Annotated in this window: 27 protein-coding genes and 1 pseudogene; 11 read left to right on the plus strand and 17 right to left on the minus strand. The window is 67.6% G+C overall.

The annotated features are described in order from the left end of the window. Positions 1 to 18: 18 nt before the first annotated feature. Positions 19 to 720, minus strand: coding sequence for a Crp/Fnr family transcriptional regulator (locus AC5Y3Z_RS10560; RefSeq protein WP_473138936.1), 702 nt, complete (start codon positions 718 to 720; stop codon positions 19 to 21). Between the two features lie 255 nt (positions 721 to 975). Between AC5Y3Z_RS10560 and AC5Y3Z_RS10565 the strand changes: the two genes are divergently transcribed. From AC5Y3Z_RS10565 to malQ, 5 genes are all read left to right on the plus strand, one after another. Continuing rightward, complete coding sequence (locus AC5Y3Z_RS10565) at positions 976 to 1,386, plus strand: Zn-ribbon domain-containing OB-fold protein (RefSeq protein WP_463826378.1); 411 nt, start codon at positions 976 to 978, stop codon at positions 1,384 to 1,386. A 28-nt stretch (positions 1,387 to 1,414) separates the two neighbouring features. Then, positions 1,415 to 2,626, plus strand: a complete 1,212-nt coding sequence (locus AC5Y3Z_RS10570) for a thiolase family protein (protein ID WP_473138763.1) — start codon at positions 1,415 to 1,417, stop codon at positions 2,624 to 2,626. 93 nt (positions 2,627 to 2,719) lie between these two features. After that, positions 2,720 to 3,520 (plus strand): SHOCT domain-containing protein, encoded by an 801-nt coding sequence (locus AC5Y3Z_RS10575; protein ID WP_473138762.1) that lies wholly within the window; start codon positions 2,720 to 2,722, stop codon positions 3,518 to 3,520. A gap of 62 nt (positions 3,521 to 3,582) precedes the next feature. Beyond that, positions 3,583 to 4,011: a pyridoxamine 5'-phosphate oxidase family protein gene (locus tag AC5Y3Z_RS10580; RefSeq protein WP_463826375.1), complete on the plus strand. Its 429-nt coding sequence runs from the start codon at positions 3,583 to 3,585 to the stop codon at positions 4,009 to 4,011. A gap of 115 nt (positions 4,012 to 4,126) precedes the next feature. Further along, on the plus strand, positions 4,127 to 6,121 hold the full coding sequence (gene malQ, locus AC5Y3Z_RS10585; RefSeq protein ID WP_473138761.1) for a 4-alpha-glucanotransferase: 1,995 nt from the start codon (positions 4,127 to 4,129) through the stop codon (positions 6,119 to 6,121). Here malQ and AC5Y3Z_RS10590 read toward each other — a convergent pair. The 7 genes from AC5Y3Z_RS10590 to AC5Y3Z_RS10620 form a co-directional block, all read right to left on the minus strand. Continuing rightward, complete coding sequence (locus AC5Y3Z_RS10590; RefSeq protein ID WP_473138760.1) at positions 6,112 to 6,867, minus strand: class I SAM-dependent methyltransferase; 756 nt, start codon at positions 6,865 to 6,867, stop codon at positions 6,112 to 6,114. The two genes, malQ and AC5Y3Z_RS10590, sit on opposite strands and share 10 nt — an antisense overlap. After that, a complete protein-coding gene (locus AC5Y3Z_RS10595; RefSeq protein WP_473138759.1) occupies positions 6,864 to 7,841 on the minus strand; it encodes a methylenetetrahydrofolate reductase in 978 nt (325 codons plus the stop codon). Before AC5Y3Z_RS10595 ends, AC5Y3Z_RS10590 begins: the two co-directional genes overlap by 4 nt. Positions 7,842 to 7,920: 79 nt before the next feature. Continuing rightward, on the minus strand, positions 7,921 to 8,904 hold the full coding sequence (locus AC5Y3Z_RS10600) for a 2-hydroxyacid dehydrogenase (RefSeq protein WP_473138758.1): 984 nt from the start codon (positions 8,902 to 8,904) through the stop codon (positions 7,921 to 7,923). A 3-nt stretch (positions 8,905 to 8,907) separates the two neighbouring features. Next, on the minus strand, positions 8,908 to 9,357 hold the full coding sequence (locus AC5Y3Z_RS10605) for a YiiD C-terminal domain-containing protein (RefSeq protein ID WP_463826370.1): 450 nt from the start codon (positions 9,355 to 9,357) through the stop codon (positions 8,908 to 8,910). Positions 9,358 to 9,392: 35 nt separating this feature from the next. Continuing rightward, a complete protein-coding gene (locus AC5Y3Z_RS10610) occupies positions 9,393 to 10,400 on the minus strand; it encodes a GGDEF domain-containing protein (RefSeq protein ID WP_463826369.1) in 1,008 nt (335 codons plus the stop codon). 195 nt (positions 10,401 to 10,595) lie between these two features. Continuing rightward, positions 10,596 to 11,006 (minus strand): ATP-binding protein, encoded by a 411-nt coding sequence (locus tag AC5Y3Z_RS10615; protein WP_463826439.1) that lies wholly within the window; start codon positions 11,004 to 11,006, stop codon positions 10,596 to 10,598. 110 nt (positions 11,007 to 11,116) lie between these two features. After that, a complete protein-coding gene (locus tag AC5Y3Z_RS10620) occupies positions 11,117 to 12,586 on the minus strand; it encodes an amidase (RefSeq protein WP_473138757.1) in 1,470 nt (489 codons plus the stop codon). 106 nt (positions 12,587 to 12,692) lie between these two features. Between AC5Y3Z_RS10620 and AC5Y3Z_RS10625 the strand changes: the two genes are divergently transcribed. Further along, a complete protein-coding gene (locus AC5Y3Z_RS10625) occupies positions 12,693 to 12,860 on the plus strand; it encodes a hypothetical protein (RefSeq protein ID WP_463826367.1) in 168 nt (55 codons plus the stop codon). A gap of 18 nt (positions 12,861 to 12,878) precedes the next feature. On the opposite strand, the gene AC5Y3Z_RS10630 is transcribed toward AC5Y3Z_RS10625, so the two are convergent. The 4 genes and pseudogenes from AC5Y3Z_RS10630 to AC5Y3Z_RS10645 all read right to left on the minus strand — a co-directional run bounded on the left by AC5Y3Z_RS10630 (position 12,879) and on the right by AC5Y3Z_RS10645 (position 16,009). Further along, positions 12,879 to 14,003 (minus strand): acyl-CoA dehydrogenase family protein, encoded by a 1,125-nt coding sequence (locus AC5Y3Z_RS10630; protein ID WP_473138756.1) that lies wholly within the window; start codon positions 14,001 to 14,003, stop codon positions 12,879 to 12,881. Then, entirely contained in the window at positions 14,004 to 15,236 is a 1,233-nt protein-coding gene (locus AC5Y3Z_RS10635) for an acyl-CoA dehydrogenase family protein (protein WP_463826365.1), read from the minus strand. It abuts the gene before it with no gap. Positions 15,237 to 15,286: 50 nt separating this feature from the next. Next, positions 15,287 to 15,406, minus strand: a pseudogene (locus AC5Y3Z_RS10640) (SDR family NAD(P)-dependent oxidoreductase); the annotation flags it as partial. A 27-nt stretch (positions 15,407 to 15,433) separates the two neighbouring features. Continuing rightward, on the minus strand, positions 15,434 to 16,009 hold the full coding sequence (locus tag AC5Y3Z_RS10645; RefSeq protein ID WP_473138755.1) for a TetR/AcrR family transcriptional regulator: 576 nt from the start codon (positions 16,007 to 16,009) through the stop codon (positions 15,434 to 15,436). Between the two features lie 90 nt (positions 16,010 to 16,099). Between AC5Y3Z_RS10645 and AC5Y3Z_RS10650 the strand changes: the two genes are divergently transcribed. Then, a complete protein-coding gene (locus tag AC5Y3Z_RS10650) occupies positions 16,100 to 16,714 on the plus strand; it encodes a hypothetical protein (RefSeq protein WP_473138935.1) in 615 nt (204 codons plus the stop codon). Positions 16,715 to 16,754: 40 nt separating this feature from the next. On the opposite strand, the gene AC5Y3Z_RS10655 is transcribed toward AC5Y3Z_RS10650, so the two are convergent. The 4 genes from AC5Y3Z_RS10655 to AC5Y3Z_RS10670 form a co-directional block, all read right to left on the minus strand. Further along, on the minus strand, positions 16,755 to 17,975 hold the full coding sequence (locus AC5Y3Z_RS10655; RefSeq protein WP_473138754.1) for a cytochrome P450: 1,221 nt from the start codon (positions 17,973 to 17,975) through the stop codon (positions 16,755 to 16,757). Next, positions 17,947 to 18,948, minus strand: a complete 1,002-nt coding sequence (locus AC5Y3Z_RS10660; RefSeq protein ID WP_473138934.1) for a glycoside hydrolase family 6 protein — start codon at positions 18,946 to 18,948, stop codon at positions 17,947 to 17,949. Before AC5Y3Z_RS10660 ends, AC5Y3Z_RS10655 begins: the two co-directional genes overlap by 29 nt. Before the next feature lie 109 nt (positions 18,949 to 19,057). After that, the gene (locus AC5Y3Z_RS10665; protein ID WP_473138753.1) at positions 19,058 to 19,543 is read right to left on the minus strand and encodes an SRPBCC family protein; all 486 of its coding nucleotides are present in this window, start codon (positions 19,541 to 19,543) and stop codon (positions 19,058 to 19,060) included. 2 nt (positions 19,544 to 19,545) lie between these two features. Beyond that, positions 19,546 to 19,884, minus strand: a complete 339-nt coding sequence (locus AC5Y3Z_RS10670; RefSeq protein ID WP_463826361.1) for an ArsR/SmtB family transcription factor — start codon at positions 19,882 to 19,884, stop codon at positions 19,546 to 19,548. A gap of 121 nt (positions 19,885 to 20,005) precedes the next feature. Between AC5Y3Z_RS10670 and AC5Y3Z_RS10675 the strand changes: the two genes are divergently transcribed. Next, positions 20,006 to 21,139 carry a glycosyltransferase gene (locus tag AC5Y3Z_RS10675; RefSeq protein WP_473138752.1) on the plus strand — a complete coding sequence of 378 codons (1,134 nt, stop codon included), beginning with the start codon at positions 20,006 to 20,008 and terminating at the stop codon, positions 21,137 to 21,139. Between the two features lie 61 nt (positions 21,140 to 21,200). Continuing rightward, positions 21,201 to 22,121 carry an SDR family NAD(P)-dependent oxidoreductase gene (locus tag AC5Y3Z_RS10680; protein WP_473138751.1) on the plus strand — a complete coding sequence of 307 codons (921 nt, stop codon included), beginning with the start codon at positions 21,201 to 21,203 and terminating at the stop codon, positions 22,119 to 22,121. A gap of 25 nt (positions 22,122 to 22,146) precedes the next feature. Here AC5Y3Z_RS10680 and AC5Y3Z_RS10685 read toward each other — a convergent pair whose 3' ends face one another. Beyond that, positions 22,147 to 22,962, minus strand: a complete 816-nt coding sequence (locus AC5Y3Z_RS10685; RefSeq protein ID WP_463826358.1) for an SDR family oxidoreductase — start codon at positions 22,960 to 22,962, stop codon at positions 22,147 to 22,149. A 179-nt stretch (positions 22,963 to 23,141) separates the two neighbouring features. On the opposite strand from AC5Y3Z_RS10685, the gene AC5Y3Z_RS10690 reads away from it, so the two are divergent. Then, positions 23,142 to 23,942: a DNA-formamidopyrimidine glycosylase family protein gene (locus tag AC5Y3Z_RS10690; protein WP_473138750.1), complete on the plus strand. Its 801-nt coding sequence runs from the start codon at positions 23,142 to 23,144 to the stop codon at positions 23,940 to 23,942. Between the two features lie 51 nt (positions 23,943 to 23,993). Further along, on the plus strand, positions 23,994 to 25,019 hold the full coding sequence (locus AC5Y3Z_RS10695; RefSeq protein ID WP_473138749.1) for a fused (3R)-hydroxyacyl-ACP dehydratase subunits HadA/HadB: 1,026 nt from the start codon (positions 23,994 to 23,996) through the stop codon (positions 25,017 to 25,019). Positions 25,020 to 25,021: the final 2 nt, after the last annotated feature.

Consider the following 25,021-nt stretch of genomic DNA (forward strand, 5'->3'; position numbering starts at 1 on the left):
GACACCCATGGTGCACGATCAGGCCCAGCGCATCGGTGTCACCGACCGGGTCGCCCGACCCGCCAGCTGCTCGAAATCATGGATCAGCAGGCTCTTGCTCTCGATGGAGACCCACCCGTAATCGGCGAATTCCAATAGGACCTTGTTGGCCGTCTCGCGGGACGTCCCGGCGAGCTGGGCGATCTCCTCCTGGGACAGGCCGTGATCGACCCGCCACGCCGTACCCGCGCGGACACCGAATCGCTTTGTCAGCAAGACCAACTGCTGGGCGACCCGGCCGGGGACGTCGTTGAAGACCAGTTCCGAGACGATGTCGTTGGTACGACGAATCCGGCGCGCCAACAACCGCAGCAGTTGGTCGGCGACCTCCGGGCGCTCGTCGACCCAGGCCCGCAGGATGTCGCCGTCCATGACCGCTGCCCGGACCCGGGTGAGGGCCACCGCGGTGGATGAGCGCGGCGCCGGATCGAAAACCGAGAGTTCGCCAAGCATGTCGGACGGGCCCAGCAGGGTGATCAGCGTCTCGCGGCCGTCGCGGCCCCTACAGCCGATCTTCACCTTGCCTTCGGCGATGATGTACAGGCAGTCACCTGCCTGTCCCTCGACGAAGATCGTCTGCCTGCGCGCGAACGTCACCCACCGCAGCGATTTGGTGACTTCGGCAAGCAATCCGCGGGCGACACCGTGGAAGACTCCGGCGCGCGCCACCACGTCGTCCAGGCCCAGCTCGTTCACCAGACTCAGCCCCTCGCGCCTCGATACGCGTCGATATCTACCACGCGATGCGCACCAAATCCTACATCACGACTAGACGATCTGTCTGATTTGTCCAATCTGGTGTGCCCGACACGCATTTCGATTGCACCCCAACGGGTATGGATTTTCCTACCACCGCCGTCGGGACCGGTTGTCGTTCCCGGCACCGGAGATCCGTAGGCTGCATGCAGGCTTTGCCAGGGACACGACGGAGGTTGCATGGCCGATTCGAAGGCTGGACAGATCCCCATCGTCGACTATCTGGTGCTCGACGACGGCGAACCCCACCTCGTCGCGCGGGAATGCGCCAACTGCGGCGCCCGCTTCTTCGACCGGCGCAACGCGTGCGCGGGTTGTTTCCGGACGGACTTCACCACCGTCCCGGTGGCGACCGAAGGCACCGTGCGCACCTTCACCATCGTCACGTTCGCCGCACCCGGGATACCCACCCCGTTCGTCGCCGCGGTCGTCGACTGCGACGGCACTCAGGTCCGGGCCAATCTCATCAATGTCGAACCTGATCCCGAGCACGTGCGCGACGGGATGAAGGTGCGGCTGACCACCTACCCGCTGGGTACCGACTCGGAAGGCACCGAGGCGATCGGCTTCGGGTTCGAGCCGGCCGCCTGACCTGATCACCGAAGAAGGAGCAGCGACGATGGCCGCCAGCGACGACATCTGGATCCTCGGGATCACGATGACCAAGTTCGGCAAGCACCCGGATCTGGACACCGTCGACCTGGCCGCCGAAGCGGCCACCGGAGCGCTCGCCGACGCCGGGCTGACCATGGCCGACATCGGTGTCATCGCCGCGGGCAACCTGATGGCGGCCAACGCCGGGATCGGTCAGCAGTTGCAGAAACAGATCGGCCAGACCGGCATCCCGGTGTACAACGTGGCCAATGCGTGCGCGACCGGCGCCACCGCGCTGCGCACCGCGATCATGGCTGTCAAAGCCGGCGAGGTCACCTACGGCATGGCCGTCGGCGTGGAGAAACTGTCCGGCGCGGGGCTGCTCGGCGGGGGCGGCACGAAGAAGTCCGACGCCGACGTGTGGGCGCCCAAGGGGCGTTACGGTGCGGTCGCGCCGGTCGACGGACGGATCGGCACCGAGGCTATGCCCGGTGTCTTCGCCCAGATCGGCACCGAATACGGCCACAAGTACGGCGGCACCAGCTTTGAATTGTTCGCCAAGATCAGCGAGAAGAACCACGCGCACTCGACGCTGAACCCACTGGCCGCCTACCAGAAACGGTTCACCCTCGAGCAGATCATGAACGACGTGATGATCGCCTATCCGAATACGCGGGCGATGTGCTCGGCAAACTGCGACGGCGCCGCGGCCGCCATCGTGTGCAACGGCACGACACTGAAAACACTGTCCCTGGAACAGCGCCGCCGGGCGGTGAAGGTGTCGGCATCGGTGCTGACCACCGACCCGTTCGAAGAGGGGTGCCAGGTGCTCCCGAACGTCAACACGCTGACCCGCAACGCCGCGGCCACCGCCTACGACGAGGCGGGCATCGGCCCGGCCGATCTGGACCTGGTCGAGTTGCACGACTGCTTCGCCACCGCCGAGCTGGTGCACTACGACAATCTGATGTTGTGCGAAGAGGGCGGCGCCGCCGACTTCTTCAACAGCGGCGCCACCTGGCGTGACGGCGCGACGCCGGTCAATGTGTCGGGCGGACTGCAGTCCAAGGGCCACCCCATCGCCGCGACCGGCATCGCCAACATCTGGGAGGTCTGCCACCACCTGCGCGGCGAGGCCGGCGACCGTCAGATCGACAACGCCAAGGTGGGGCTCGCCCACGTGATCGGCCTGGGCTCCGCGTGCGGCGTCCATGTGTTGGAGAAGTCGGCGGTCTGAAACATCATCCCGACGCCAGTTGGGTAACCAGATATCGCGACACGCGTGTGTCCCGACGCTCAATTCCGTACCGACGACGAAAGACGCGAAAACATGCAGGCAGCGGTGACCCCCGAAGCGGAGCACGCGATCACCGAGATCGCCCAGCGTCACGGCCTTTCCCGCGAAGCGGTGCTGGCCATGCTGTTCGCCATCCACACCGGGGGTGGCACGATGGCCCAGTTCTCCATCCCCGAACTCGGCGGCTCCGGCCAATGGATGCGGGGTGGGATGACGATGGTGGGCAACATGTTCGACGACGCGCTCAAAGCCCGGGTCGACGCGCTGTGCAACGAATTGTCCCAGCTGATCACCACGACCACCGTGTTCCGCGGGTCGGGTTCGCAATCCCAGTCGCAATCCCAGGGCGCCGGGTTCCAGACCGGCTTCACCTCGTCCAATTGGTGGCCCGCGGACCTGGGGGTACCGAGTTCGACCGGCGGGCAGAACGACGCGCGCTACGCCGTCTTTCCCAACACCCGCCGGCTGGCGATGCAGATCAACGGTGTGACAAAGGTTTTCGACACCGGTGAGCACCAGATCAACGGGGTGCAACAACAGCAGGGCGGTGGATACGGTTCGGTGAACTTCACCAGCCAGTTCGGCACCTTCGACGTGTCGAGTCTGCGTGAGCTCGGTGCGCAGCAGGTGGCAGAAACCCCCGCCGCTGCCCCCGCCCCGCAGTCCCAACCCCCGGCGGCGCCACCATCACCGGCGCACGCCGCGCCCGGGGGTTCCGACGATTCCGCGAGCATTGTCGCCGCCATCGAGTCGCTGGCCGGGCTGCATCAGCGCGGGATCCTGTCCGACGAGGAGTTCGCGGCGAAGAAAGCCGAGCTGCTCGGACGCCTTTGAGCAGCGCGGCCAGCACGCCGAGCGCCGGAATAGGCCGGGCGGGAGGCCGCGTTTGAACCCGCATGAAGAAGTTCTCCGAGACCGAGCGTCAGCAATTCCTCGCCGACAAGCATGTCGCTGTGCTGTCCGTCGACGCCGCCGACGGCCGCCCGCCCGCCAGCGCCCCGATCTGGTATGACTACACCCCCGGAGGAGACATCCGGATCACCACCGGCCCCACGACTCGCAAAGCCAGATTGATCGAGCGAACCGGTGCGGTGACGCTGGTGGTGCAGCGCGAGGAGCCGCCGTACCAGTACGTGGTGGTGGAAGGCACCGTCGTGGACACCACCTCGCCCGCCCCGGCAGCGGCGCAGCTGGAGATCGCTGTCCGCTACCTGGGCGAGGAAGGTGGGCGTGCCTTCGCTCGTTCCCTGGAAGGTGAAGAGACCGTGCTGTTCACCATCCGGCCTGACCGCTGGCTCACCGCCGATTTCTCCGACGAGCAGTAACCGCCGGATCTGCCTCGCGCGCAATACAGTTCGGCCCCCGTCGGTGTGAGAAGACGGCGCCCGGGTATACCAGCGCCGTGAACGCATCCGCGCGGGCGAGCGCCGGCCACGACGCATGAGTGGACGTCCCGAGCCTGTTCCCGACGACCTGCGCCGCGTGGCGGACGCGCACGGCGTGGCCACCAGTTACCGCAACGAGCGCCGCGAACCCGTCGACGTCGACGCCGACGTCGTCATCCGGGTGTTGGGGCTGCTGGACATCGAGGCCGGAACCGCAGCCGACCGGCGGCGCGAATTGGCCAGGCTCGCCGCACTCGACGAGCGGGGCGCGCCGGCGCCCACCATCGCGGTGCGTCTCACCGGCCGGTCGCATCCGCTGCCCGGCGCGGTATTGCTGGAAGCCGAAGACGGTGCGCAGACCGCGGTGCGCGACGAACTGCCCGCCGAGCTGCAGCCGGGCTGGTATCGGCTGCGCACCCGGGACGGCCAGCAGGTGACCCTGGTGGCAGCACCTCCCGAGGTGCCCGCGGCCCCGGCCACCTGGGGATGGATGCTGCAGCTCTACGGGCTGCGCTCGGCTCGCTCGTGGGGCATCGGAGATCTCGCGGACCTGCGGGAGTTCCTCCGGTGGACCGCCACCGAACACGGTGCCGGCGCCGTGCTGCTCAACCCGCTGCACGCGCCGGGCCCGACACACCCGGTGCAGCCCTCCCCGTACACCCCGTCGAGCCGCCGGTTCGCCAACCCGCTGGCGCTGTGCATCGAGGATCTCGGCGCGTACCGACGCGCTGACCCGGACACCCGTGCGGAGGTGGACGCGCTGCGGGTGTCGGCGAGCATCCCGCGGATCGACCACGATCTGGTGTGGGCGGCCAAACGGGCTGCGCTGGAGTTGTTGTGGCGTTCCGAAGGACGGCCGGCTCCGCGCCAGGACACACCGCCGGGCCTGATCGACTGGGCCACCTACTGTGCGTTGGCCGAACGGCACGGCGGCCGGTGGAGCCGGTGGCCCGCGCCGCTGCGGGACGTTCGAAGCCAGGCGGTCAGCGCGACGCGCCGGGAGCTGGCGCCGCGGGTCGCCTTTCACACCTGGGTGCAGCAGCGATGTGCGGAGCAACTGACCGCGGTGCGGCAGTCGGCCCGCGAGGCGGGCATGGCGCTGGGTGTGCTGCACGACCTCGCGGTGGGCGTCGACCCCGAAGGCGCCGATGCGTGGGCGCTGGCCAATGTCCTGGCCACCGGGGTGAGCGTCGGCGCGCCACCGGACAATTTCACCCCCCGCGGCCAGGACTGGGGGTTGCCCCCGTGGCGACCCGACCGGCTGGCCGCTACCGGTTACCAACCGATGCGGGAGATGGTGCGCGCTGTGCTCGCCCATGCTGACGGGCTGCGGATCGACCACGTGGCCGGGCTGTGGCGACTGTGGTGGATCCCGCCCGGCGACAGCCCCGACCGCGGCACCTACGTGCATTACGACGCCGACGTGATGCTGGCCGTGCTGGCTCTGGAAGCGCACCGCGCCGGGGCCACCGTGGTGGGCGAGGACCTGGGCACCGTCGAACCCGAGGTCACCGAAGCGCTGGCCGCCAACGGGATGTTGGGCTGTGCGGTGTCCTGGTTCACCCGTGACCAGTCCGCGCCGGACGAGCCGTTGCTGCCGGCGGCGCGCTGGCCGACGCGGGCGGCCGCCACCATCTCCACGCACGACCTGCCGACAGCGGCCGGTTTCCTCAGCGCCGAGCATGTGCGGGCGCGCGCTGATCTGGGTCTGCTCGACGACGTCCCCGCCGAGCAGGCCAACGCCGCGAAGGAACGCGCCGAATGGTTGGCGCTGCTGCGTTCCGAAGGGCTGCTCGACGACGCGACCGAGCCGGACGAGAACGCGATCATCGTGGCGATGCACCGCTTCCTGGCCTCGACCCCGAGCCGGTTGAAGTTGATCTCGCCCTACGACGTCCTGGGCGAGACCCGCCAGCCCAACCTGCCGGGCACTGTCGATGAGTATCCGAACTGGCGGCTACCGCTGCCGCAGACCTTGGAGCAGTTGCGTGACGACGGACGGGTCGCCGAAACGACGGCCCTGTTCGGCGCGGGCCGCACTCAGGCGTGACGTAACACCAGCAACTCGCCGGTCAGGGTCCCGTCGCCGAGCAGCCGGCCAATTCTGGAACTCTGGCGTTCGGCCAGTTCCCAGGCCTCGGTGTGGCCGTAGCGTTCGGCGAGCGTGTCGGTGACGATGTCCACCTGCTCGTTCCACGTCTCCGGGATCGGCGGCAACTCTGCGGTCCCCAGCCGTTGCTGCACGCGTAGCGCGGACCGGTGCACCAGGTCGTCGAGCTCGTCGACAGTCGGAAAATGGTTGCCGGCAAGGTAATCCGGCGGCAGCGTGTCGTGAGCGAGGAAGACGAGCAACCCGACGCGGCCGGGTGGCCGGACGATGCGACGCAGTTCGGTGAGCAACCCCAGCTGATCGGACATGGTGCACAACACCCCCAGCGACCAGGCGGCGTCGAAACTGGCGTCCACTATCGGCAACTTGTCGCCGGCGGCACACAGCACCGGGTGGCTGAACAACAGCTTCGCCGCGCGGCACGCGCCCGCCTCCGGCTCGACCAGAACGGGCTGCACCGAGCGTGCTTGTGCCGCATAGGCGGCGGGGCCTCCGACGCCGGCTCCCGAGTCCAGCAACCGAGTACCCGAGGTCAGCCCCATCTGCTCGATCAGCCAGTCCAGGGCCGCCGGACTGCCACTACCCCGACATCCCGCCGGCACGTAGTGGTCCGGTCCCAAGTCGAGGGCCACTTGTGCCGTCCACTCCGCGATCGTGTCGAATTCGGCCTCCATCGCCTCGGTCACCGGACACCCTCCCGAATCCGCCGTCCAACTTCGGCCTTGATCTGCGCACCGACGCGGGCCCCGGACGATGACGCCAGCCCCGACACGTTCACGCCCTCGACACCCTCGATAGCCAGCAGCGCGTGCGCTTCGTCGACCGCCGCGGAAATGCCCGCGGCCACCGGGTCCGGCGCGTCCAGCACCTGTCTGGCCACAACCGGGTCGAGTTCGAGGCCGGGCAACCCCTCCAGGACGGCCGCCGACACACTGTCGGTGAACACCGCGACGGCGGCAATGACCGGGATCGACAACCCCGCTGCCCGCGCCGCCGCCATGAACTCGGCGATCATGTCCGGGGCGGGCACATGGTTGAGCACCGCCAGGCTGGCTCCGGCACGTTGCTTCTCGACCAGCCGTCGGGGCCGGGCGGCCACCGGCGGGGCCGTCGGCGTTTCCGGCACTGCCGCGACCATTCCGACCGAGGCGGCCAGGGCGACCAGGCGCGGCCCGTCGAGATCGAAGGTCTGGGTGACGTCCGGGCGCACGTCGTAACCGCGTCCGTCACCGGTTACGCAGAGCACGGTGTCGACACCGACGCTGCGCAGCCCCCGGAGTTCCTGCTCGAGAACCACGCGGTTGCGATCCCGGCAGGACAGGGTGATCAGCGGCACGACGCCGGCGTCGAGCAGCATCGCCCCCATCAACGTGGGGGGGAAATCCGGTTTGTTCTGGTGCTCGCCGACCAGGACGGCGTCACAGGCGGGTCCCAGGATCGCGGCCGTGGCGGCGATGTCGTCGCGATCGAACGGTGTAGCGCTGAAATCGGTCAGCACCAGCGGAACGCGCGCAGCAACTGCGCTGGGCGAGGGCCCAGCCCAGGGCACCACATCGTCGAACGCGCAGGCTCCGGCGCGCATCTCGCACTGGCCGTCCGGCCGCACGCCCCCGCAGGGCCCGAACGTCATCCGTTTCGGACATCCGGCGAACGTCGACATCGTCGGCCCTTTCGGCGGCAAGCAGTGATCGGTGAACGCAGGGGCGGATACCCCGTGACCCGCCGGGGCAAGCACCGCGTCAGCCGCGGGCGGGCGGTCTCAATTGCGGCGTCAGTACCGGCGTCACCAGTTCGCCGGTGTCCAGGAAGCTCTCGAGGTTACGGATCGCCAGCAGCGCCATGGCCGTGCGGGTGCGCGCCGTGGCGCTGCCAATGTGGGGAAACAACACCACGTTGTCCAGGTCGAGCAACGCGGCGGGCACGGTGGGCTCGTCGGTGAAAACATCCAACCCGGCTCCGGCCACACCGCCGACGGTGATCAGCTCCACCAACGCATCCTGGTCGACCACGCTGCCCCGGGCGATGTTGACCAGGTACCCCTCGGGACCGAGCGCCTCGAGGACGTTGCGGTCCACCAGCTTTCGCGTATTGCGGCCACCTGTCGTGGCAACGACCAGGACATCGACCGACCGGGCCAGTTCCACCGGCGACTCGGCATATCGATACGGCGACCCCTCGATCCGGTGCCGGTTGTGATAGGCGATCACGCAGTCGAATCCGCGCAACCGGGCCGCGATGGCCGCACCGATGCGGCCCAGCCCCAGGATGCCGACCTGCAGCCCGGTGACATCCCTGGCATAGGGGAACTGACGTCCGTCGGCCCACCGGCCCGCCCGCACGAACCGGTCGGCGGCGCCGAACCGGCGCAGTGACATCAAAATCAGTCCCACCGCCGTATCGGCGACCGTATCGGACAGCACATCAGGGGTGTTGCTGACGCCGACACCCAGCCGCTGCGCCGCGTCCAGATCGATGGAGTCCACCCCTGCGCCGTTGTTCACGATGGCCTGCAGGCGAGGCAACGCCGCCATGGTGTCTGCGTCCACGCCCGGGGGCCCGGAGGTCACCACGACGCGGAACTCGGGGCCGTGCTCGGCCAGGTATGTGGCGCGGTGCGGTCCCGCCGGCAACCTGGACAGCTGGTAACGGCAATCCAACTCGTCCTGGAAGGTCGGCTCCAGTCCGCCGATCTGCAGGACCTCGCCCAACTTGCGCACTGTCACCGATCAGCGGTGTGCGCGCAACTGATACAACCCGCGGGTGGTGGCAACCACCGTGCCGGCGGCGTCGGTGACGACCGCTTCCAGCGTGTAGTCGGCCTTGCCCTGCGCGGCAGCCTCGGCTTCCACCCGCGCGATGGTCTCATCGTCCATGGTTGCCTCGGCGCGGAGCTCGCTGGTAGCCCGACCGACGAAAGCGATGTCGACGTTTTTCACCAGCGGGTAGAACCTGCCGGCATCGAACGTCGCCAACGCGATGATGCCGCCCAGGATTTCGGCGACAGTGAACTGGACACCGGCGTAGACGACACCGAAATGGTTTCCGTTGCCCTCGGCCGGCACCGCGGCCGCGGCAAAGCCGCGCCGGGCCTCCAGCACGCGCACCCCCATCCGGGCGGCGATCGGGATGGTCGATTCCATTCCGGCGTTCATCATTTCGACGACGGTGTCAGCCATGCCGTCGATCGTCGCACATCCTGCGGCTGGGCCGATCAACACAGCTGATGATGATGACACCGGTTGCCGCCGAGGCGCTTGGCCTGATACATCGCGGCGTCCGAGGCAGAGATCAGCCGCTCGAGCAGCGCTTGGTGGTCGCCCGGAGCGGTGTGGTCCAACAGGGCACACGCCGTGCCGATGCTGGCGGTGACCCCGGCCGTCGATCCACCGATGGCCTTGCACAGCTGGGCGGCCAGCGTCTCGGCGTTGCACTGGGCCGCAGTTCCGGCGACCAGGAATTCCTCGCCGCCGCTGCGCGCCACCACCGCCTGGTCTTCGGCGGCGGCCAGCAACACCTGGGCAACCTGGACCAGCGCATTGTCACCGGCGGCGTGACCGCGCCGGTCGTTGAGGCTCTTGAAGTTATCGAGGTCGATCAGCAGCACCACCAGATGTTCATCGATGCCCCGACGGGCCAACATCATGCCCAGGGCGTTGTGCTGGAACGCACGGCGGTTGAGCAGGCCGGTCAGCGGGTCACGGTCGGCGCGCAGCAAGTCACCCGCCAGAGCGCGCACCAGGATGCCGATGGCCAGCGGCAACGCGATATTGACCTCCAGCACCAGCCACAGATCGACCCCGGCCAGAGAAGGATGCCCCGACCCGGCCAGCCGCGCCGCTTCGTATACCCCCACCCCCGCCGCGACCACGAAGTTGTACAACACGAACGCCGTGGTGTGGAAGAACGCGATGTAGGCACCGAACGTGGCGAAGGCAATGCAGCCGATCAGCGCCGGCAGCGGATTGGGGTGGGCGAGGCATGCCAGCGCGACCGCGGTATTGCAGGTCACCGCAAACGCGATCGACAGGATCCGGGTCGGCCAACGCCAGATCCACAACAGTGCCCCGGCCACCCCACCGATCACCGCGATCCAGGTCATGGCGACCGGCCCGGCTCCGCGCGGACCGTCCGGGCCCCATAACAGGGCGAACAGGCACAGCACCATCGACGACGCGATGAACGCCATCAGGGCGCGGGTCGCACCACTGAGTCCGCGCACCGCCAAGTAGCCGGATAACCAGTCGAACTGATCGCCGCGACGCCATCTGCTGGACGTCGCAGTCCCCGTTGAACCCTTAATCGCTTCCACCGAAATCGAAGTTGATCCGCGGCCCCCAACTGACGCCGCCGAAAAGATTACCGCGATTCCCGCGGCGATCGGGTGAGTACGAATCGGACGCTGCGGCGGTAGGGACTACGCGTCGTGGTGCGGACGGGCGAGGTAATCCAGGCACACCGTGGTGCCTTCGGGACGAATCTTGATGGTGCACTGCTCGGTCAGGGCGTGCATCAAGATGATGCCGCGCGACGCCCGAGCGTCGTTGCGTGGCCGCAGCGTGGGCTTGCGCCACGTGCCGTGGTCGCTGACGCAAATGCGCAGGGAGCGTGCGGCTCGGTCGTAACTGACCTGCAGTTTCATCGGACCCACCGCATCATGGGCGCGGTAGGCGTGCTCGACGCAGTTGGCCAGGGCTTCGTTCACGCTCAGCACGATGTCGTCGACTTCTGCCGGTTCGTCAACCAGGTCCTGCAACCATCTCTGCAAATCGCGGCGCAGCCTGCCTGCGGTGGTCGCATCGGCGGCACCGGCAGAACTCATTTCAATGACCTGGCGGGGATCCGCCGCTACCAATGAGTTCATAAGGGGGACATACCCGCTCGGTCGCGAGCCTGAAACCCCGCGGCGAGTATCGCGTCGGCCACAAAAAGGTGTCCTTACAGCGGGGCGATGCGATCACACCACGGGTTCGCCTGCTCCAGCTGGGCGGCCAGCCTGATCAGCAGCGACTCCCCGCCCAGCGGCGCCACGAACTGCACCCCCAGCGGCAGGCCGCCGGAAGTCCAGTGCAGCGGCAGCGAAATAGCCGGTCGGCCAGTGAGATTCGCCAGCTGGGTGTAGGGGACCCAGCCGAGATTCTTGTCCACCATGTCGTCGACGATGTTGGTGTATCGAAGCAGACGTGCGACACGGGTCTTGATCAGGCCGTCGGCGGCGTGCTGCAACGCGACGGGCAGGTCGAACTCCCCGATCGTCGGGGGTGGGGTCGCCAGCGTGGGCGTCAGCAACAGGTCGTACGACTCGAAGTAGGTGCTCAGCCGGCGGGTGTGCTGGTGGCGGCGTTCGATCGCGTCGACGTAATCGACGCTTTTGGTGGCCCGGCCGAGCGCGGCCATGATCAGGGTGTCGCGCTCGAACGAGGCATCGCCGGCACCGGTGTGGCGCTTGGCCTGGTCGACGTCCCAGGCCAGGTGGACGAACCAGGCCAGCAGGAAGTCGCGGGCCAGGGCGGCGTCGTCGTACGGCGCTGCGGACAGTTCGTCGACATGGTGTCCGAGGTCGGTGAGGCTACGCACGGTGGCCTCCACCGCCGCGAAGGCTTCCCGGTGCGGTTCGGGATTGATCGCCGACGGCACCCGCACCCCGATCCGTAGTGCGCCGGGGTCCTGTCCCACGGCAGACAAGTACGGCGAATCGGGTACCGCGGGCAGATACGGACCCGACGATTCGCCCCCGCAGATGACGTCCAGCATGGCCGCGGTGTCGCGCACCGTCCGGGACACGACGCCTTGCACGGCGGCGCCGTGCTGGGCCTCACCCGTCGCCGGGCCCATCGGCGTCAACCCGCGGCCCGGTTTCAGGCCCACCAAGCCACAGCAGGCGGCCGGGATTCGCGTCGACCCGCCGCCGTCGTTGGCGCCTGCGCAGGGCACGATGCCCGCTGCGACCGCGGCGGCCGACCCGCCCGAGGAACCGCCCGGCGTGTGATGCAGGTTCCACGGGTTTCGCGCCGGCCCCCACGCCTGCGATTCGGTGATCGCCTTCGCGCCGAACTCCGGCAGGTTGGTCTTGCCGAAGATGACCAACCCCGCGTCGATCCAGCGCTGGACGACGGTTGCGTGTTCGGCCGCCGGCGTCGACATCCAGGCGCGGGATCCCTGGGACGTCGGCAACCCGGCGTAGTCCTGCGCGATGTCCTTGATCAGGAACGGGACGCCGGCGAACGCGCCCCCGGCATCGTCGACGGGTTGCGCCGGCACATCCCGCACGATCGCGTTGATCCGCGGGTTGACCGCGGCGGCGCGCTCCCTGGCCAGGGTCAACAGCTCGGAAGCGGTCACCTGTTTGTCGGCGACGAGCTTCGCCAGGCCGGTGGCGTCATAGCTGCGGTACTCGTCGAAGTTCATGGTTCGACCGTAAATGTGGCGCCCGTCGCTACTTCCTGCGGGTTTCGCCGAGTCGGTTTCGGGCGATCCTGCCGGCAAGCATGTGCCGGCACCTAGGAGGTTTCGCGTGGATCAGCACCCCGACGACCACTCAGCACCGGTGCCGAAGGACGCCAGGGAGTCCACCGAAGAACAACGTGAAGTGGAAGAGCAACTGGAGCATGCGGGCGACGACCCCGACGCCCCGGGTGCGCAGCAGTCCGCGGATCAGCTCGCTGACGAGAGCAGGCGCTGACCGGACTCGCCGGCGGAACTACGCCTGCGTCAGCTCCGCATACCGGGCGATGTGTTGGTCGGTGGTGCCGAATTCGTACTGAATTGCGGTGAGCCGCTTGAAGTAGTGGCCGATCGCCAGCTCTTCGGTCATCCCCATGCCGCCGTGCAGCTGCACGGCCTGCTGGCCGATGAACCGCGCAGCGCGGCCGATGGTCGCCTTGGCCGCCGATACCGCACGGGCGCGGATCGCCTCGTCTTCGTCGAGTTTGAGGATCGCCAGGTATACCGCGGCGACGGATTGCTCGAGTTCCATGTGCATGTCGACCATGCGGTGTTGCAGCACCTGGAAACTGCCGATCGGCTGACCGAACTGCTGACGTTGCTTGGAATATTCGACGGTGTCCGCCAACACTTTTCGCATACAGCCGACCGCCTCGGCGCAGATTGCCGCCGCTCCTTCATCGCGCGCCCGGCTCAGCGATGACCACGCCTGGCCCGGTTCGCCGAGCAGCGCCTCCGGCCCCAGCCGCACCTTGTCGAACGCGATGTCGGCGGCGCGGCGGTCGTCGATGGTGCGATAGGGATGCACTTCGATACCGGACGCGTCGACCTCGGTGACAAACAGCGAGAGCCCGTTGGCGTTTGGCGTGCCGGCGGTGACCAGCAGGTGCGTGGCCAGCGGCGCTCCCACGACCATCAGTTTGCGGCCGCTCAACACCCAGCCGTCGCCGTCGGGTTCGGCCGTGGTCGACACGTCCTGCCATCGATCGCCGGACGCCGGTTCGGCGGCCGCCAACGCCACCACGGCCTTGCCGTCGGAGATCTTTTCCAGCAGCGCACGGGCCAGCGGTCCGCCGGCGCGGTGCAACAGCCCGCCGGCCACGACGACGGTGTCGACGTAAGGTTCGACGACCAGCGCCTGACCGAGTTGCTCGGCGATGATCATGAGTTCCACTGGGCCGCCGCCGATCCCGCCGACGTCTTCGGGCAGCGTCGCGCCCAGGATGCCCAACTCTGTGGCGAAGCCTCGCCAGATGTCCGGCTGCCAGCCGACGCCGGTCTTGGCCGCGGCGCGACTCTTGTCGAGGTCGTAACGGACGGAAAGGAACTTCGCCAGGCCGTCGCGCAGCAGCTCTTGTTCTTCGGTCAAATTGAAGTCCATCTATAACCCCAATGCCGCTTTGGCCAGAATATTTCGCTGGATTTCGTTGCTGCCGGCGTAAATTGAGCCGGCCCGGTCATTGAAGTAACGCAACGGCGCCACCGCCTGCCACGGCTCGCCCGAGGCGTATCCGTCGGCGGGCGCCGTGAATTCCGCGACCCGCCCCCCGGGTGCGGTCACGTGTGGCTGATAGGCCCGTCCCCACGGCCCGGCCGCCTCCAACGCGAGTTCGGTCAGGGTCTGGCTGAGTTCGGTACCCAGGATCTTCAGCATCGACGACGCCGCGCCCGGATTGCGCCCCTGCGCCACCGCGGCGAGTACCCGATATTCGAGAATCTCCAGGACCTCAGCGCGGATTCGGGCGTCGGCCAACTTCCGGGTGAAACCCGGATCGCCGGCCAGCGTTCCGCCACCCGGACCGGGTTGGCTCTTGGCCGCCGCGCCGATCTCCTCGGCCATCACTTGCAGGCCCGGCGCCACCGCGCCGCCACCCCGCTCGAATTCCAGCAGATACTTGGCCACCGTCCAGCCCTGGTCGATCTCGCCGAGGACGTTGGCCTTGGGCACCCGCACCTCGTCGAAGAACACCTGGTTCTGCACTTCTTCACCCGAGGTCATCACCAGCGGCCGGATCTCGATGCCCGGTGCGGTCATCTCGATCAGCACAAACGTGATGCCCTGCTGCTTCTTCTGCGCACGCGAAGTGCGCACCAGGGCGAACATCCAATTCGCCTCGCTGGCATGGGTGGTCCAGATCTTGCTGCCGGTGCACACCAGGTCGTCACCGTCGGGCACGGCCGCCATCGACAGCGCCGCCAGGTCCGACCCGGCCTCCGGCTCGGAGTACCCCTGGCAGAAGAACACCTCGCCGGTCAGGATCCGCGGGAGGAAATAGTCTTTCTGCGCGTCGGTGCCGTACCGGATGATCGCGTGCGCCACCATCCGGATGCCCATCGGCGACAGCGAGGGCGCACCGGCCAGCATCGATTCCCGGGTGAAGATGTAGTGCTGGGTCAGGCTCCAATCACAGCCGCCGTACTGCACCGGCCAGGCCGGCGCCGCCCAGCCGCGTTCGTGCAGGATCGCCTGCCAGGCCATGCTGGCCTCGTGATCGGCATAGACGCTGGTCATGAGCTGCCCGGCGCGTCGCAATTCGGGAGTGAGCTTCTCGTGGAGGAACTGCCGGACCTCGTCCTGGAAGTCCAGCTCGTCCTGTGACCACTGCAAATCCATCAGTACCGGCCTCGGCGTCGTGTCGGCGAATCGTCGGCGCGAGTCTAGCCTCAGCCGGCGCCCTTACCGTTGTCGACCCGGTAGACCGCACCGTGGATGACCGCGGCGTCGTCGCTGGCCAGGAAGGCGATCACGGAGGCGACGTCGCGGGGTCCCCGAGGATCTTTCGTCGTTCGCGGCTGCGGCAAACCGTTTCGTCAGACCTGTCGTGGCGTGACGAACGGAACCAGCACCTCGTCGACCAGTTGGACGATCAACTGCTCGTCGATGGGATCGCCGGTAACCAGCAGCCGGTGCCACAGCACGCTCTGCCCGAGTTCGCGGGCGATCTCGATCGGCACATCAGCGCGCACGTCGCCGCGAGCGATCCCTCGGGCCAGCAGCTCGGCCATTTCCTGCTTGCGCCAACCGATCACGTCGGTGCGGAATGTTTCGGCGAGTACAGGATCGTGAGCTGCGGCAGCGATCCCGGCCCGGATGACGTCCGCCTGCGGCCCGGTGAACAGCTGCGCCCAGCCGCGCAGGACCGCCAGCATGTCCTGCCGGTAGCTGCCGGTGTCCCGGTGCGGAATCGCGGTGACGGCGACGCGCATCAAGGTGTCGCGCACCAACGCACGGCTGTCGGGCCAGCGCCGGTAGAGCACCGGTTTACTCGTTCCTGCGGCAGTGGCGACGGCCTCCATGGTGACGCCGGCGGCTCCGTGCAAACCGATGAGACGCAGGACTGCGTCCCTGATTGCCGCGTCGAGTTCTGCACCGTGCCGTCGACGCATCACACTCCCTCAGAAAGAAACGGTTGCGTTTCTCAGCATGGCCTCGTACCGTAATTTGAGAAACGATACCGTATCTTGGAGGCCGTCATGCTGAGTCGCCCCGTCCGCTACCCGTTGCGCCCGGTCGACACAGCGACGGTGCGCTGCACCACCGCCGCACACCATCGCCGCCGCGTCACCATCGACCATCGAGTGCTGACCGGCATCACCCCGGCGATGCTGCTCGATTGGTTCACCCACCTGGACGGGACGATGCGCTACGCAGGCGAAGTCATCGACCGCTACCTCGCCTGGCACCCGATTGACCACATCCGCTGGGAATTGGCGAAGCCCGCACCGGGTGGCGGCGCCGGCGAAGGCGCTCGCTTCCGGATCGTCGAAGCCTTCGGCGCGCGGCCGGAATACAAAGTAGACGTGACCGATCGGGTGGAGAAGCTGGACGAGACAGGTATCCGCCTGGTCACGCGCATCGCCGGCGTCATCGTCATCCAACTGGAGCACACCTGGTCGGCCGGTTCTGACGGTGCACACTACGTCACGGTCCTCGACCTCGGAGCGCGCAACGCGTTGTTCGCGCCGGTCAACCGCATGCTGCACCGGCGTTTTCCCGACCATATGGTCCAGGCCTGGATCAGACACAACATCGAAGAGGTCGGGCAGCTGGAATACCTGCTGCCGCAACTGGACTCGGTGCCGGCGGGATAGCCGCAGCCGTGGACGACGTGCTGTCCTGCGGCGACGACCGTCACCGCCGGCGCGGCGTCGGCGCGAAAGTGACCGGCATCGATTCCAGCCCGCTGACGAAATTGGCCGGCCGCAGCGGAAGTTCGGCGCCGTCGGCCAGGGTCAGGTCCGGGAGCCGGCGCAACACCGTGCCCACCATGGTGGTCAATTCCAGCCGCGCCAGCTGGTTGCCCAGGCAGAAGTGGGTACCGAAGCCGAATGCCAGGTGGTTGTTCGGATTTCGGCGAATGTCGAAGTCGTCAGGGTCGGCGAACACCGTCTCGTCGAAGTTGGCCGACTCGAACATCAGCAGGATCTTCTCCCCGGCATACAACTGCGTTCCGTGAAACACGTTGTCAGCGGTGACCAGGCGGCACATGTTCTTCACCGGCGAGGTCCAGCGCAGCATTTCTTCGATCGCTGTTCCGAGCAGACCCGGATCGGCGCGCAGCGCGTCCCACTGCCGTGGCCGCGCCACGAGCGCCGCGACTCCACCAGACAGGGTGTGCCGGGTGGTCTCGTCGCCGCCGATGAGAATGAGCAGGGTCTCGGCGGCGATCTCGTCGTCGGACAGGCGGCGCCCGTCGATCTCAGCCTCCACCAGAACGCTGACCAGGTCGTCACCCGGATCGCGGCGCCGCCGCCCGATCAACTCGTGCATGTGCGCGTGGTACGCAGTCAGCGACGCCACGGAGCGCGCGAGCAACTCCGGTGTGGCCGTCGAACTCAGCGCGACGACCATGTCGTCAGACCACGCCAGGAACATGTCGCGCTCGTGCGGCAGCACGCCCAGCATGTCGCCGATCACCGCCATCGGCAGAGGCGCGGCGATATCGGTCACGAAGTCGCATCCGCCGGTTTCGCAGACCGCGTCGATCAGGGCGTCGCACAGCGACTGAATCGAATCTGTATGGGCGGCAACGCGTTTGCGGGTGAAGCCGGTGTTGACGAGTTTGCGGCGCAGCAGGTGCGCCGGGTCGTCCATGTCGATCATGTGCAGCAGCGGCGGCGTCGCCGGTCGGATACCACCGGCATTGGAGAACAGGCCCGGATCGCGTTCGGCCTCGAGCACCGCGCGGTAACTCGCGGCGGCCGCAAGGCCATTGCGGTCCCGAAAGACCGGGCGATGGGTACGCATCCAGCGGTAAACGGCGCGAGCTTCACCACTCGCGTAGAACCGCCCGTCGGTGAGGTCGACGTCGGGGGCGGCGTCCTTATTGACCGGCGTTTTGGCCCAGCTCAATTGCGTACGAGCTGACGAACCGTCCGGCCGACGGCCCGCCGTTGCACGATCCGTCGGACTCCCCGGGCCGTTTGATCCATAGATAGGCGTCGGCGTGCCCACCGGCGGTGGCCGTCGTGGGCGGGGTGCCCAACGCCCGCCCGCTGGGGTTGCACCAGCTGAGCGCAGAATCCGGTGCAGGTCCCGCACCATTGCGGCCGGTGTCGATCACGTAGTGCGCTCCGCCCGTCATCCCGGAAATCGCCTCGCCGTAGCCGGTCTCCTCATCGGTGGTGAAGAAGTTCGACACGTTCAGACTGAACCCGCGCGCGTGGCCGACGCCGGCGGCATTGAGCCGGTTGGCCATTTCCTCCGCGCTCACCCAGCGCGAGTGTCCACCGTCGACGTACACCGCGGCGTTCGGATCGCGGGTCAAGGTGTCGACGGCGTACCGCACCAGGCTGTAACGCTCCTGACGCTGGTCGCCGGACAAGCAATCGGCCATGGCAAGCGCGTCGGGTTCGACGATGATCGCCACCGGCGAGGCGCCGAGCCCAGCGGAGATCGAATCGATCCACCCGCTGTAGTCCGCGCCAGATCCGAAGCCGCCGGACGCGTAGCTGCCGCAGTCGCGATGCGGGATGGCATAGAGGGTGATGATCGGCATGCTGCCGGCCGCCTGCGCCGCGCCGACGTAGCTGGCGACCCGGCCACCGACCGAACCGGCGGGAAAAGCCTGGTCGAGCCAGTACGACTGCGGCGTGTTGGCGATCGCGGTGAGCTGCGCGCTGGGCGGATTGGCGCCGCGCGCGGCGTTCATCGCGGCCGACGACGGGTCGACATAGAAGGGTTGTCCGGCCAGCGGGTTGCCCGAATCGGTCAGACGTATCGCCGGGGTGGACGTGACCGGCGCGGTCAGGCCTGCGGCGACAACGGCCACGGCTGCCAGGAAAGGGACCATCCATCGTGCGGCTGCGCGCGCAGCTGAGATCATCACGAAAGCAAAATAGTGCCGAATCGTGATAATCGCCAGCCGATGCGGGCGCGGACGCAGCGATGAGACCGGCCCAGCGCCGCAGCGCAGTGGTGAAGCTACGCCGGATTCAGGAAGCGACGAGGTCGTCGATCTGATTGATCGCCTCCGTGCTGCCCTCGACCACGCCCATGTCCAGCACCTGCTGCAGCGCCGCAGCGGATTCGTAGGTGCTGACGAACGTGGCGCGGGTGTGGCCGTCGTGCTCGGCGAAGGTGTAGACGTTCTTGGAAACCGGCATTTCGGCGTTCGGCGTGAAGTCCTCGTCCGCGAAGCCGTCGTCGAAGGAGAAGCTCGTCGGCTCCTCGACGGCGGTGATCTGCCAGTACCCGGCGTACTTCTCCCCGTGCGGGCCGGTCATGTAGTACGTCATGCGACCGCCGGGCGACAGATCGTGGTCGACGAAGGTCGCCGGGTACTCCGGTGGCCCCCACACCTTCTCCAGCTGACGCGGGTCGGCGTAGACCTGCCAGATCCGCTGCACCGGCGCGGCAAAGTCGGCGGTGATGGTCAGCGTCAGATTGTCGAGGTCCTGCTGGACGTCGGTCACGGGCATGTTCAGTCCTCCTTCGGGTCCGATGAGATGAGTTCGTCGATGCTCGCCACCCGGTGACGCCACAGGGATTCCAGCTCCGCGAGCATCGATGCCACCGATCGCACCGCTGCCACGTCGCCACTGGCCAACTGCTCGCGACCGGTACGTCGCTTGGTGAGCAGGCCGGCTCGTTCCAGCACCGCGACGTGCTTTTGCACCGCCGCGAAACTCATCTCGTATTTCACTGCGAGCGCGGAAACCGAATGCTCGCCCGTCAACACCCGACGCATGATGTCGCGCCGGGTCCGGTCGGCGAGCGCATGGAACAGAGCGTCAGCCCGGTCCTCGAGATCCACGGTCACCGCACTAACATACAACCAATTGGTTGTATGTTGTCAAGAGGTCGCCGAGCCGCTGCAGGAAGTCGTTCAGCGCGGGTACAGACACACCGGTGTCCTGTCCGTCGATCCGTCAGGAGTTCTGGTGTGCGCAGCCCTGCGTATCGCACTGCTCGCGCACAATCACTTCCCGATCCGCGAGCCGTTTGCCGGTGGGCTGGAGGCGCACATCGGGCACCTGGCCGGTGCCCTGGCCCGGCACGGGCACCAGGTGACCCTGTTCGCGGCGGCGGGTTCGGCCCCCGAAGTGTCACACCCCGGCCTGTCGCTCATCGACCTGACGTGCAGTCCCGCTGCCGCACAACCGTTTCCGCGGCCCGGAGCGGTGAAGGAATCTCATCACCGCGCGTTTGTCACCCTGATGGCCGAGCTGATCCGGGACGGCGGCGCCCGGTTCGACGTGGTGCACAATCACACCCTGCATTACGTCCCGATCATGATGGCGCCTCGGCTGGCCACCCCGATGCTGACCACCCTCCACACCCCGCCGTTGCCCCTGCTGGAGGCCGCGGTCGGTGCGGTCCGCGGTATGGCCTACGCAACGGTCAGCCGCCGGGCCGCTGCCGCGTGGGCAGATGCCGGCGCCAGCCGAATAGCGGTGGTGCCGAACGGGATCGACGTCGAGCGTTGGCCGGCGGGTACCGGTGGGGCGTATCTGGTGTGGTCGGGCCGGCTGGTCCCGGAGAAGGGTCCGCAGCTCGCGATCGAGGCGGCGCGACGGGCGGGGTACCGGCTTGTGCTCGCCGGGCCCGTGGTGGATCGTGACTTCTTCCGGCGGCGGATCGCGCCGCACCTCGGCGACGGCGTCAGCTACGCGGGCCACCTCGACCAGCGACACCTGGCGGCACTGGTGGGAGGTGCCGCCGCGGCACTGGCGACGCCGCTATGGGACGAACCGTACGGCTTGGTGGTTGCCGAAGCCATGGCGTGCGGGACTCCGGTGGTGGCTTTCGCGCGCGGCGGCATCCCCGAGCTGCTGGACGAATCCTGCGGTCGCCTGGTGGCCGGCGGCGATGTGACGGCCATGGCGGCGGCCATTCCCGCGGCCGTTGCCCTGTCCCGCGCGACAGTACGCAGGATCGCCGTCGAGCGTCACGGTCTCGACGCGATGGTCGCCAAATACATTGCGCTGTACCGCAGTTTGATCCTCCGGCGAAGGCGACCGGCGCGCACCTCGGTGCCGCGTCACACAGTCAGCGGACTCGCACACGCCGAGTAGTCCGTTGCATTGCGGGTATACGCGCATGCGTTATCCAGTGCTCCGAGCCGAAGGATCTGAGATGAGCGATTCCACTTCTGTCAAAGGCACCACGGTGGTGATCACCGGTGCCTCCAGTGGTTTCGGCCGCGGTGTGGCGCTGGAACTCGCCCGTCAGGGCGCGAATGTCGTGCTGGCGGCGCGCCGTCAGCACGTCCTCGATGAACTGGCCGCTGAAATCGACCGGACGGGTGGCACCGCGCTGGTGGTGCCCACTGACGTGAGCGACGCCAACCAGATCGCCAACCTCGCCGCGGTGACGATGGAACGGTTCGGCAACATCGACGTCTGGATCAACAACGTCGGAGTGGGAGCGCTCGGACTGTTCTGGGACATTCCCATCGAGGATCACGCCCGTCTCGTGGACGTGAACCTCAAGGGACTGATCTACGGCGCCCACGCCGCGTTGCGGCACTTTCGCGCACAGGGCAAGGGCACGCTGATCAATATCGGCTCGGTCGACAGCGAAGTTCCCCTGGCCCTGCAAAACACCTACGCCGCGACCAAGGCGGCGGTGCTGAGCCTGGGACGTTCGCTGACCGAAGAACTGCGACTGGCCGGCGACACCGACATCAAGGTCGGCACCATCATGCCGTGGGCGGTCGACACACCGTGGTGGACCCATGCGGCGAACTACACCGGTCACGCGCCGCGGATGGCGGCGATGGACGACCCGCAGATCGTGGTGGACGCCATCGTCAAAGCCTGCACCGACCCCAAGGAACAGCAACCCGTCGGCGCAAAAGCGCACGCCGCCAACATCTCCCACAACCTCTTCCCGGGTCTCACCGAGCGGCTGTCCGCCAAGACGGCTCAGTCAGAAGCCGAGAAAGCGGCCCCCCTTCCGCCCACCACCGGATCCATCTACGAACCGATGGCCGAAGGCACCACGGTGGGCGGCGGCATCCGGGAGCGGATGCAGGCCGAGGACAACGACGATTGACTTCGCCCGGTGTCGCTGAGCCGCGTCAGTGCCCGGAGAACTCGTCCATCGAGTTGTATACACCGACCCGGCGCAAGTAGAAGTCGCGCAGCCGGATCGGCAACACCGCGGTGAGTACCTTGTTCATCTTCGACGTCCACGGCATGACGACGAACGGGTCACCGGCGAGCATCGCCGTCCACGTGCGCGCTACCACGTCCTCCTGCTCGAGCATCGGGGTGAACAGGATGCCCTTGGCACCGTCGAACATTCCGGTGTTGATGTAGGTCGGGCAGACCGTGGTGACCTTGACCTGGTCGAAGCCCGCCTGTTCCAGCTCCAGGCGCACGGAGTCGGAGAAGCCGATCGCCGCCCACTTGGAGGCGGAATACGCGGCCATCCGGGGGATGGCGTTGAGCCCGGCCGACGAGGCGATGTTGACGATGCGGCATTGCCCCGTGGACTCGATCATCGCGGGCAGGAATTCGCGGGTCACCAACATCGGGCCGATGGAGTTGACTTCCATGGTCAGCGTGAAGTCTTTCGGCTCGTTCTCCCAGAAGTAGCCGTTGCCGCGCACGATGCCGGCGTTGTTGAACAGCACGTCGATCCGGCCGACCTCGCTGCGGGTCCGCTCGGCGGCCTCGGCCACCTTCTCCTGCGAGGTGACGTCGACGGTTTCGTAATGAACCGTGCCGCCAGCTGCTTCCAACTCGGCTGCAGTGTCCTTGAGCGCGGCTTCGTTGGCATCCCACAGCACCACCGCGGAAGCACCTTCCTGCACGGCCTGGGTGGCAAACAGCTTGCCCAGGCCCATGGCGGCCCCCGTGACCAGGACGTTGGTTCCCTTGACCGATTCCATAGCTTTGCTCCTCCTGTGGGGGCGTCGACGATTCTCCGGCACATATACCCGTTCCATGACCAATACCGTCCAATCGCGTCCAGGGATAGAGCTCCGGCCAGATTCGCCGGCCTCGAACACGGGTAAGTCCCCGAAGTGGCTGTCGGGAACCTGGTCCGGAAGGGCCGTGTGTAGGCCGCATGCCTGAAGGCGACACCGTGTACGCCCTGGCCCGCCGCCTCGACGCAGCCCTGGTCGATCGCGTCCTGACCCACGGCGAACTACGCGTGCCGTCCCATGCCACGGCGGACCTGGTCGGGCGAACGGTGCAGGCGCACGTCACACACGGCAAGCACCTACTGACCCGGCTGTCCGGCGACCTCACCCTGCACACCCACCTGAAGATGTCCGGCTCGTGGACCATCTCCCTGGCCGGTCGCCGGCTGCCGTCGGCGGTGATGCCCGATGTCCGGGTGGTGCTGCGCACGGACGGCCCCGCGGCCTACGGCATCCGGCTGCCGGTGGTCGAACTGCTGCGCACCAGGGACGAGACGTGCGTGGTCGGTCACCTCGGCCCCGACCCGCTACGTGCGGACTGGGATCCCGCCGAGGCGACTCGGCGACTCACCGCTGATCCCGGTCGGCCCCTGGTCGCCGCGCTACTCGACCAGCGGTGTGTTGCCGGGTTCGGCAACCTGTGGGCCAACGAACTGTGCTTCCTGCGCGGGCACAACCCGTGGACGCCGATCGGGGCGGTCGACGTCCCCGCGTTGCTGGAGGTGGGTTCGCGCGCATTGCGCCATTCGGCGACCTTCCCCGGTGCGATGCAGGTGACGACCGGCCGCCGGGGTAAGGGTGGGCAGCACTGGGTGGCCGGACGCGCGGGCCGGCCGTGCCTGCGCTGCGGCACCGAGGTGCAGGTGGTCGCCGAGGTGCCCAACGACCCGGAACGGCGTCGGACCTGGTGGTGTCCGAACTGCCAACCAGGCCCGGCACGTTAGTGTGCTTTGGTCGGCTTCCGTGAACAAGCCGACAGAAAAGTTGGGCATTTCATGACGACAGCAGAGGCGTCGGCGATCGAGGCACGAGTCGGCCACTACTACCGGATGGACAACACCTACCTGGTCGGCCGCGAGAAAGTGCGCGAATACGCACGCGCGGTGCAGGACTACCACCCCGCGCACTGGGACGTGGCTGCCGCGGGCGCGCTGGGCTATTCAGACCTGGTGGCGCCGCTGACGTTCACCTCGGTCCCGGGTATGGCGTGCAATCGCCGCATGTTCGAAACCGTGGTCGTCGGCTACGACACGTACGTGCAGACCGAAGAAGTCTTCGAGCAGCATCGGCCAATTGTGGCCGGCGACGAACTGCACGTCGACGTCGAGCTGACGGCGGTGCGCAAAGTCGCCGGCAGGGAGCTGATCACGGTCACCAACACCTTCACCGACCAGTCCGGCGAGCGGGTGCACACCCTGCACACCACGGTGGTGGGGGTGACCACCGAAGAGGTCGATCCGGCCATCAAAGCCGCTGTGCAGAACGCCATGATGCACGACGTGAAAGTGCTGGTGAGCGAGGAATCCGACACCGACTACCGCAAGACCGTGCGTCCCGACGGCGAGTTCCGCATCGCCGACGGGGGCAACCGGATGCCCGGCACACCGTCCTTCGACGACGTGCAGGTGGGTGATGAGCTACCGCTGCACAACGCGCACCTGTCCCGCGGTGACGTGGTGAATTATTCCGGCGTCGCCGGCGACGCGAACCCGATCCACTGGGACGAGAACCTGGCCAGGCTCGCCGGGCTGCCCGACGTCATCGCCCACGGCATGCTCACCATGGGTCTGGGTGCCGGCTACGCCTCCGCGTGGACGGGCGACCCCGGTGCGGTGACCCGATTCGCGGTCCGGTTGTCGGCGCCCGCTATCGTCTCTGCGATCGAGGGCGCCGACATCGAATTCAGCGGTCGGATCAAATCGCTGGACCCGGCGACCCGGTCCGGTGTTGTCCTGGTCGGCGCCAAATCTGCAGGCAAGAAGATCTTCGGGTTGGCGACGCTCAACGTGCGGTTCCGCTGACC

This window comes from Mycobacterium sp. NGS61, from assembly GCF_059812325.1.

Excerpts from the sequence above, each read along its gene's own strand:
- AC5Y3Z_RS10565 (WP_463826378.1), top strand. The coding sequence starts at position 976 with ATGGCCGATTCGAAGGCTGGACAGATCCCCATCGTCGACTATCTGGTG.
- AC5Y3Z_RS10580 (WP_463826375.1), top strand. The coding sequence starts at position 3,583 with ATGAAGAAGTTCTCCGAGACCGAGCGTCAGCAATTCCTCGCCGACAAG.
- AC5Y3Z_RS10630 (WP_473138756.1), bottom strand. The coding sequence starts at position 14,003 with ATGGACTTCAATTTGACCGAAGAACAAGAGCTGCTGCGCGACGGCCTG.
- AC5Y3Z_RS10695 (WP_473138749.1), top strand. The coding sequence starts at position 23,994 with ATGACGACAGCAGAGGCGTCGGCGATCGAGGCACGAGTCGGCCACTAC.
- AC5Y3Z_RS10665 (WP_473138753.1), bottom strand. The coding sequence starts at position 19,543 with ATGCCCGTGACCGACGTCCAGCAGGACCTCGACAATCTGACGCTGACC.
- AC5Y3Z_RS10690 (WP_473138750.1), top strand. The coding sequence starts at position 23,142 with ATGCCTGAAGGCGACACCGTGTACGCCCTGGCCCGCCGCCTCGACGCA.
- AC5Y3Z_RS10570 (WP_473138763.1), top strand. The coding sequence starts at position 1,415 with ATGGCCGCCAGCGACGACATCTGGATCCTCGGGATCACGATGACCAAG.
- AC5Y3Z_RS10660 (WP_473138934.1), bottom strand. The coding sequence starts at position 18,948 with ATGATCTCAGCTGCGCGCGCAGCCGCACGATGGATGGTCCCTTTCCTG.
- AC5Y3Z_RS10575 (WP_473138762.1), top strand. The coding sequence starts at position 2,720 with ATGCAGGCAGCGGTGACCCCCGAAGCGGAGCACGCGATCACCGAGATC.
- AC5Y3Z_RS10620 (WP_473138757.1), bottom strand. The coding sequence starts at position 12,586 with ATGAACTTCGACGAGTACCGCAGCTATGACGCCACCGGCCTGGCGAAG.
- AC5Y3Z_RS10595 (WP_473138759.1), bottom strand. The coding sequence starts at position 7,841 with ATGTCGACGTTCGCCGGATGTCCGAAACGGATGACGTTCGGGCCCTGC.
- AC5Y3Z_RS10605 (WP_463826370.1), bottom strand. The coding sequence starts at position 9,357 with ATGGCTGACACCGTCGTCGAAATGATGAACGCCGGAATGGAATCGACC.
- AC5Y3Z_RS10685 (WP_463826358.1), bottom strand. The coding sequence starts at position 22,962 with ATGGAATCGGTCAAGGGAACCAACGTCCTGGTCACGGGGGCCGCCATG.
- AC5Y3Z_RS10680 (WP_473138751.1), top strand. The coding sequence starts at position 21,201 with ATGAGCGATTCCACTTCTGTCAAAGGCACCACGGTGGTGATCACCGGT.
- AC5Y3Z_RS10645 (WP_473138755.1), bottom strand. The coding sequence starts at position 16,009 with ATGCGTCGACGGCACGGTGCAGAACTCGACGCGGCAATCAGGGACGCA.
- malQ (WP_473138761.1), top strand. The coding sequence starts at position 4,127 with ATGAGTGGACGTCCCGAGCCTGTTCCCGACGACCTGCGCCGCGTGGCG.
- AC5Y3Z_RS10635 (WP_463826365.1), bottom strand. The coding sequence starts at position 15,236 with ATGGATTTGCAGTGGTCACAGGACGAGCTGGACTTCCAGGACGAGGTC.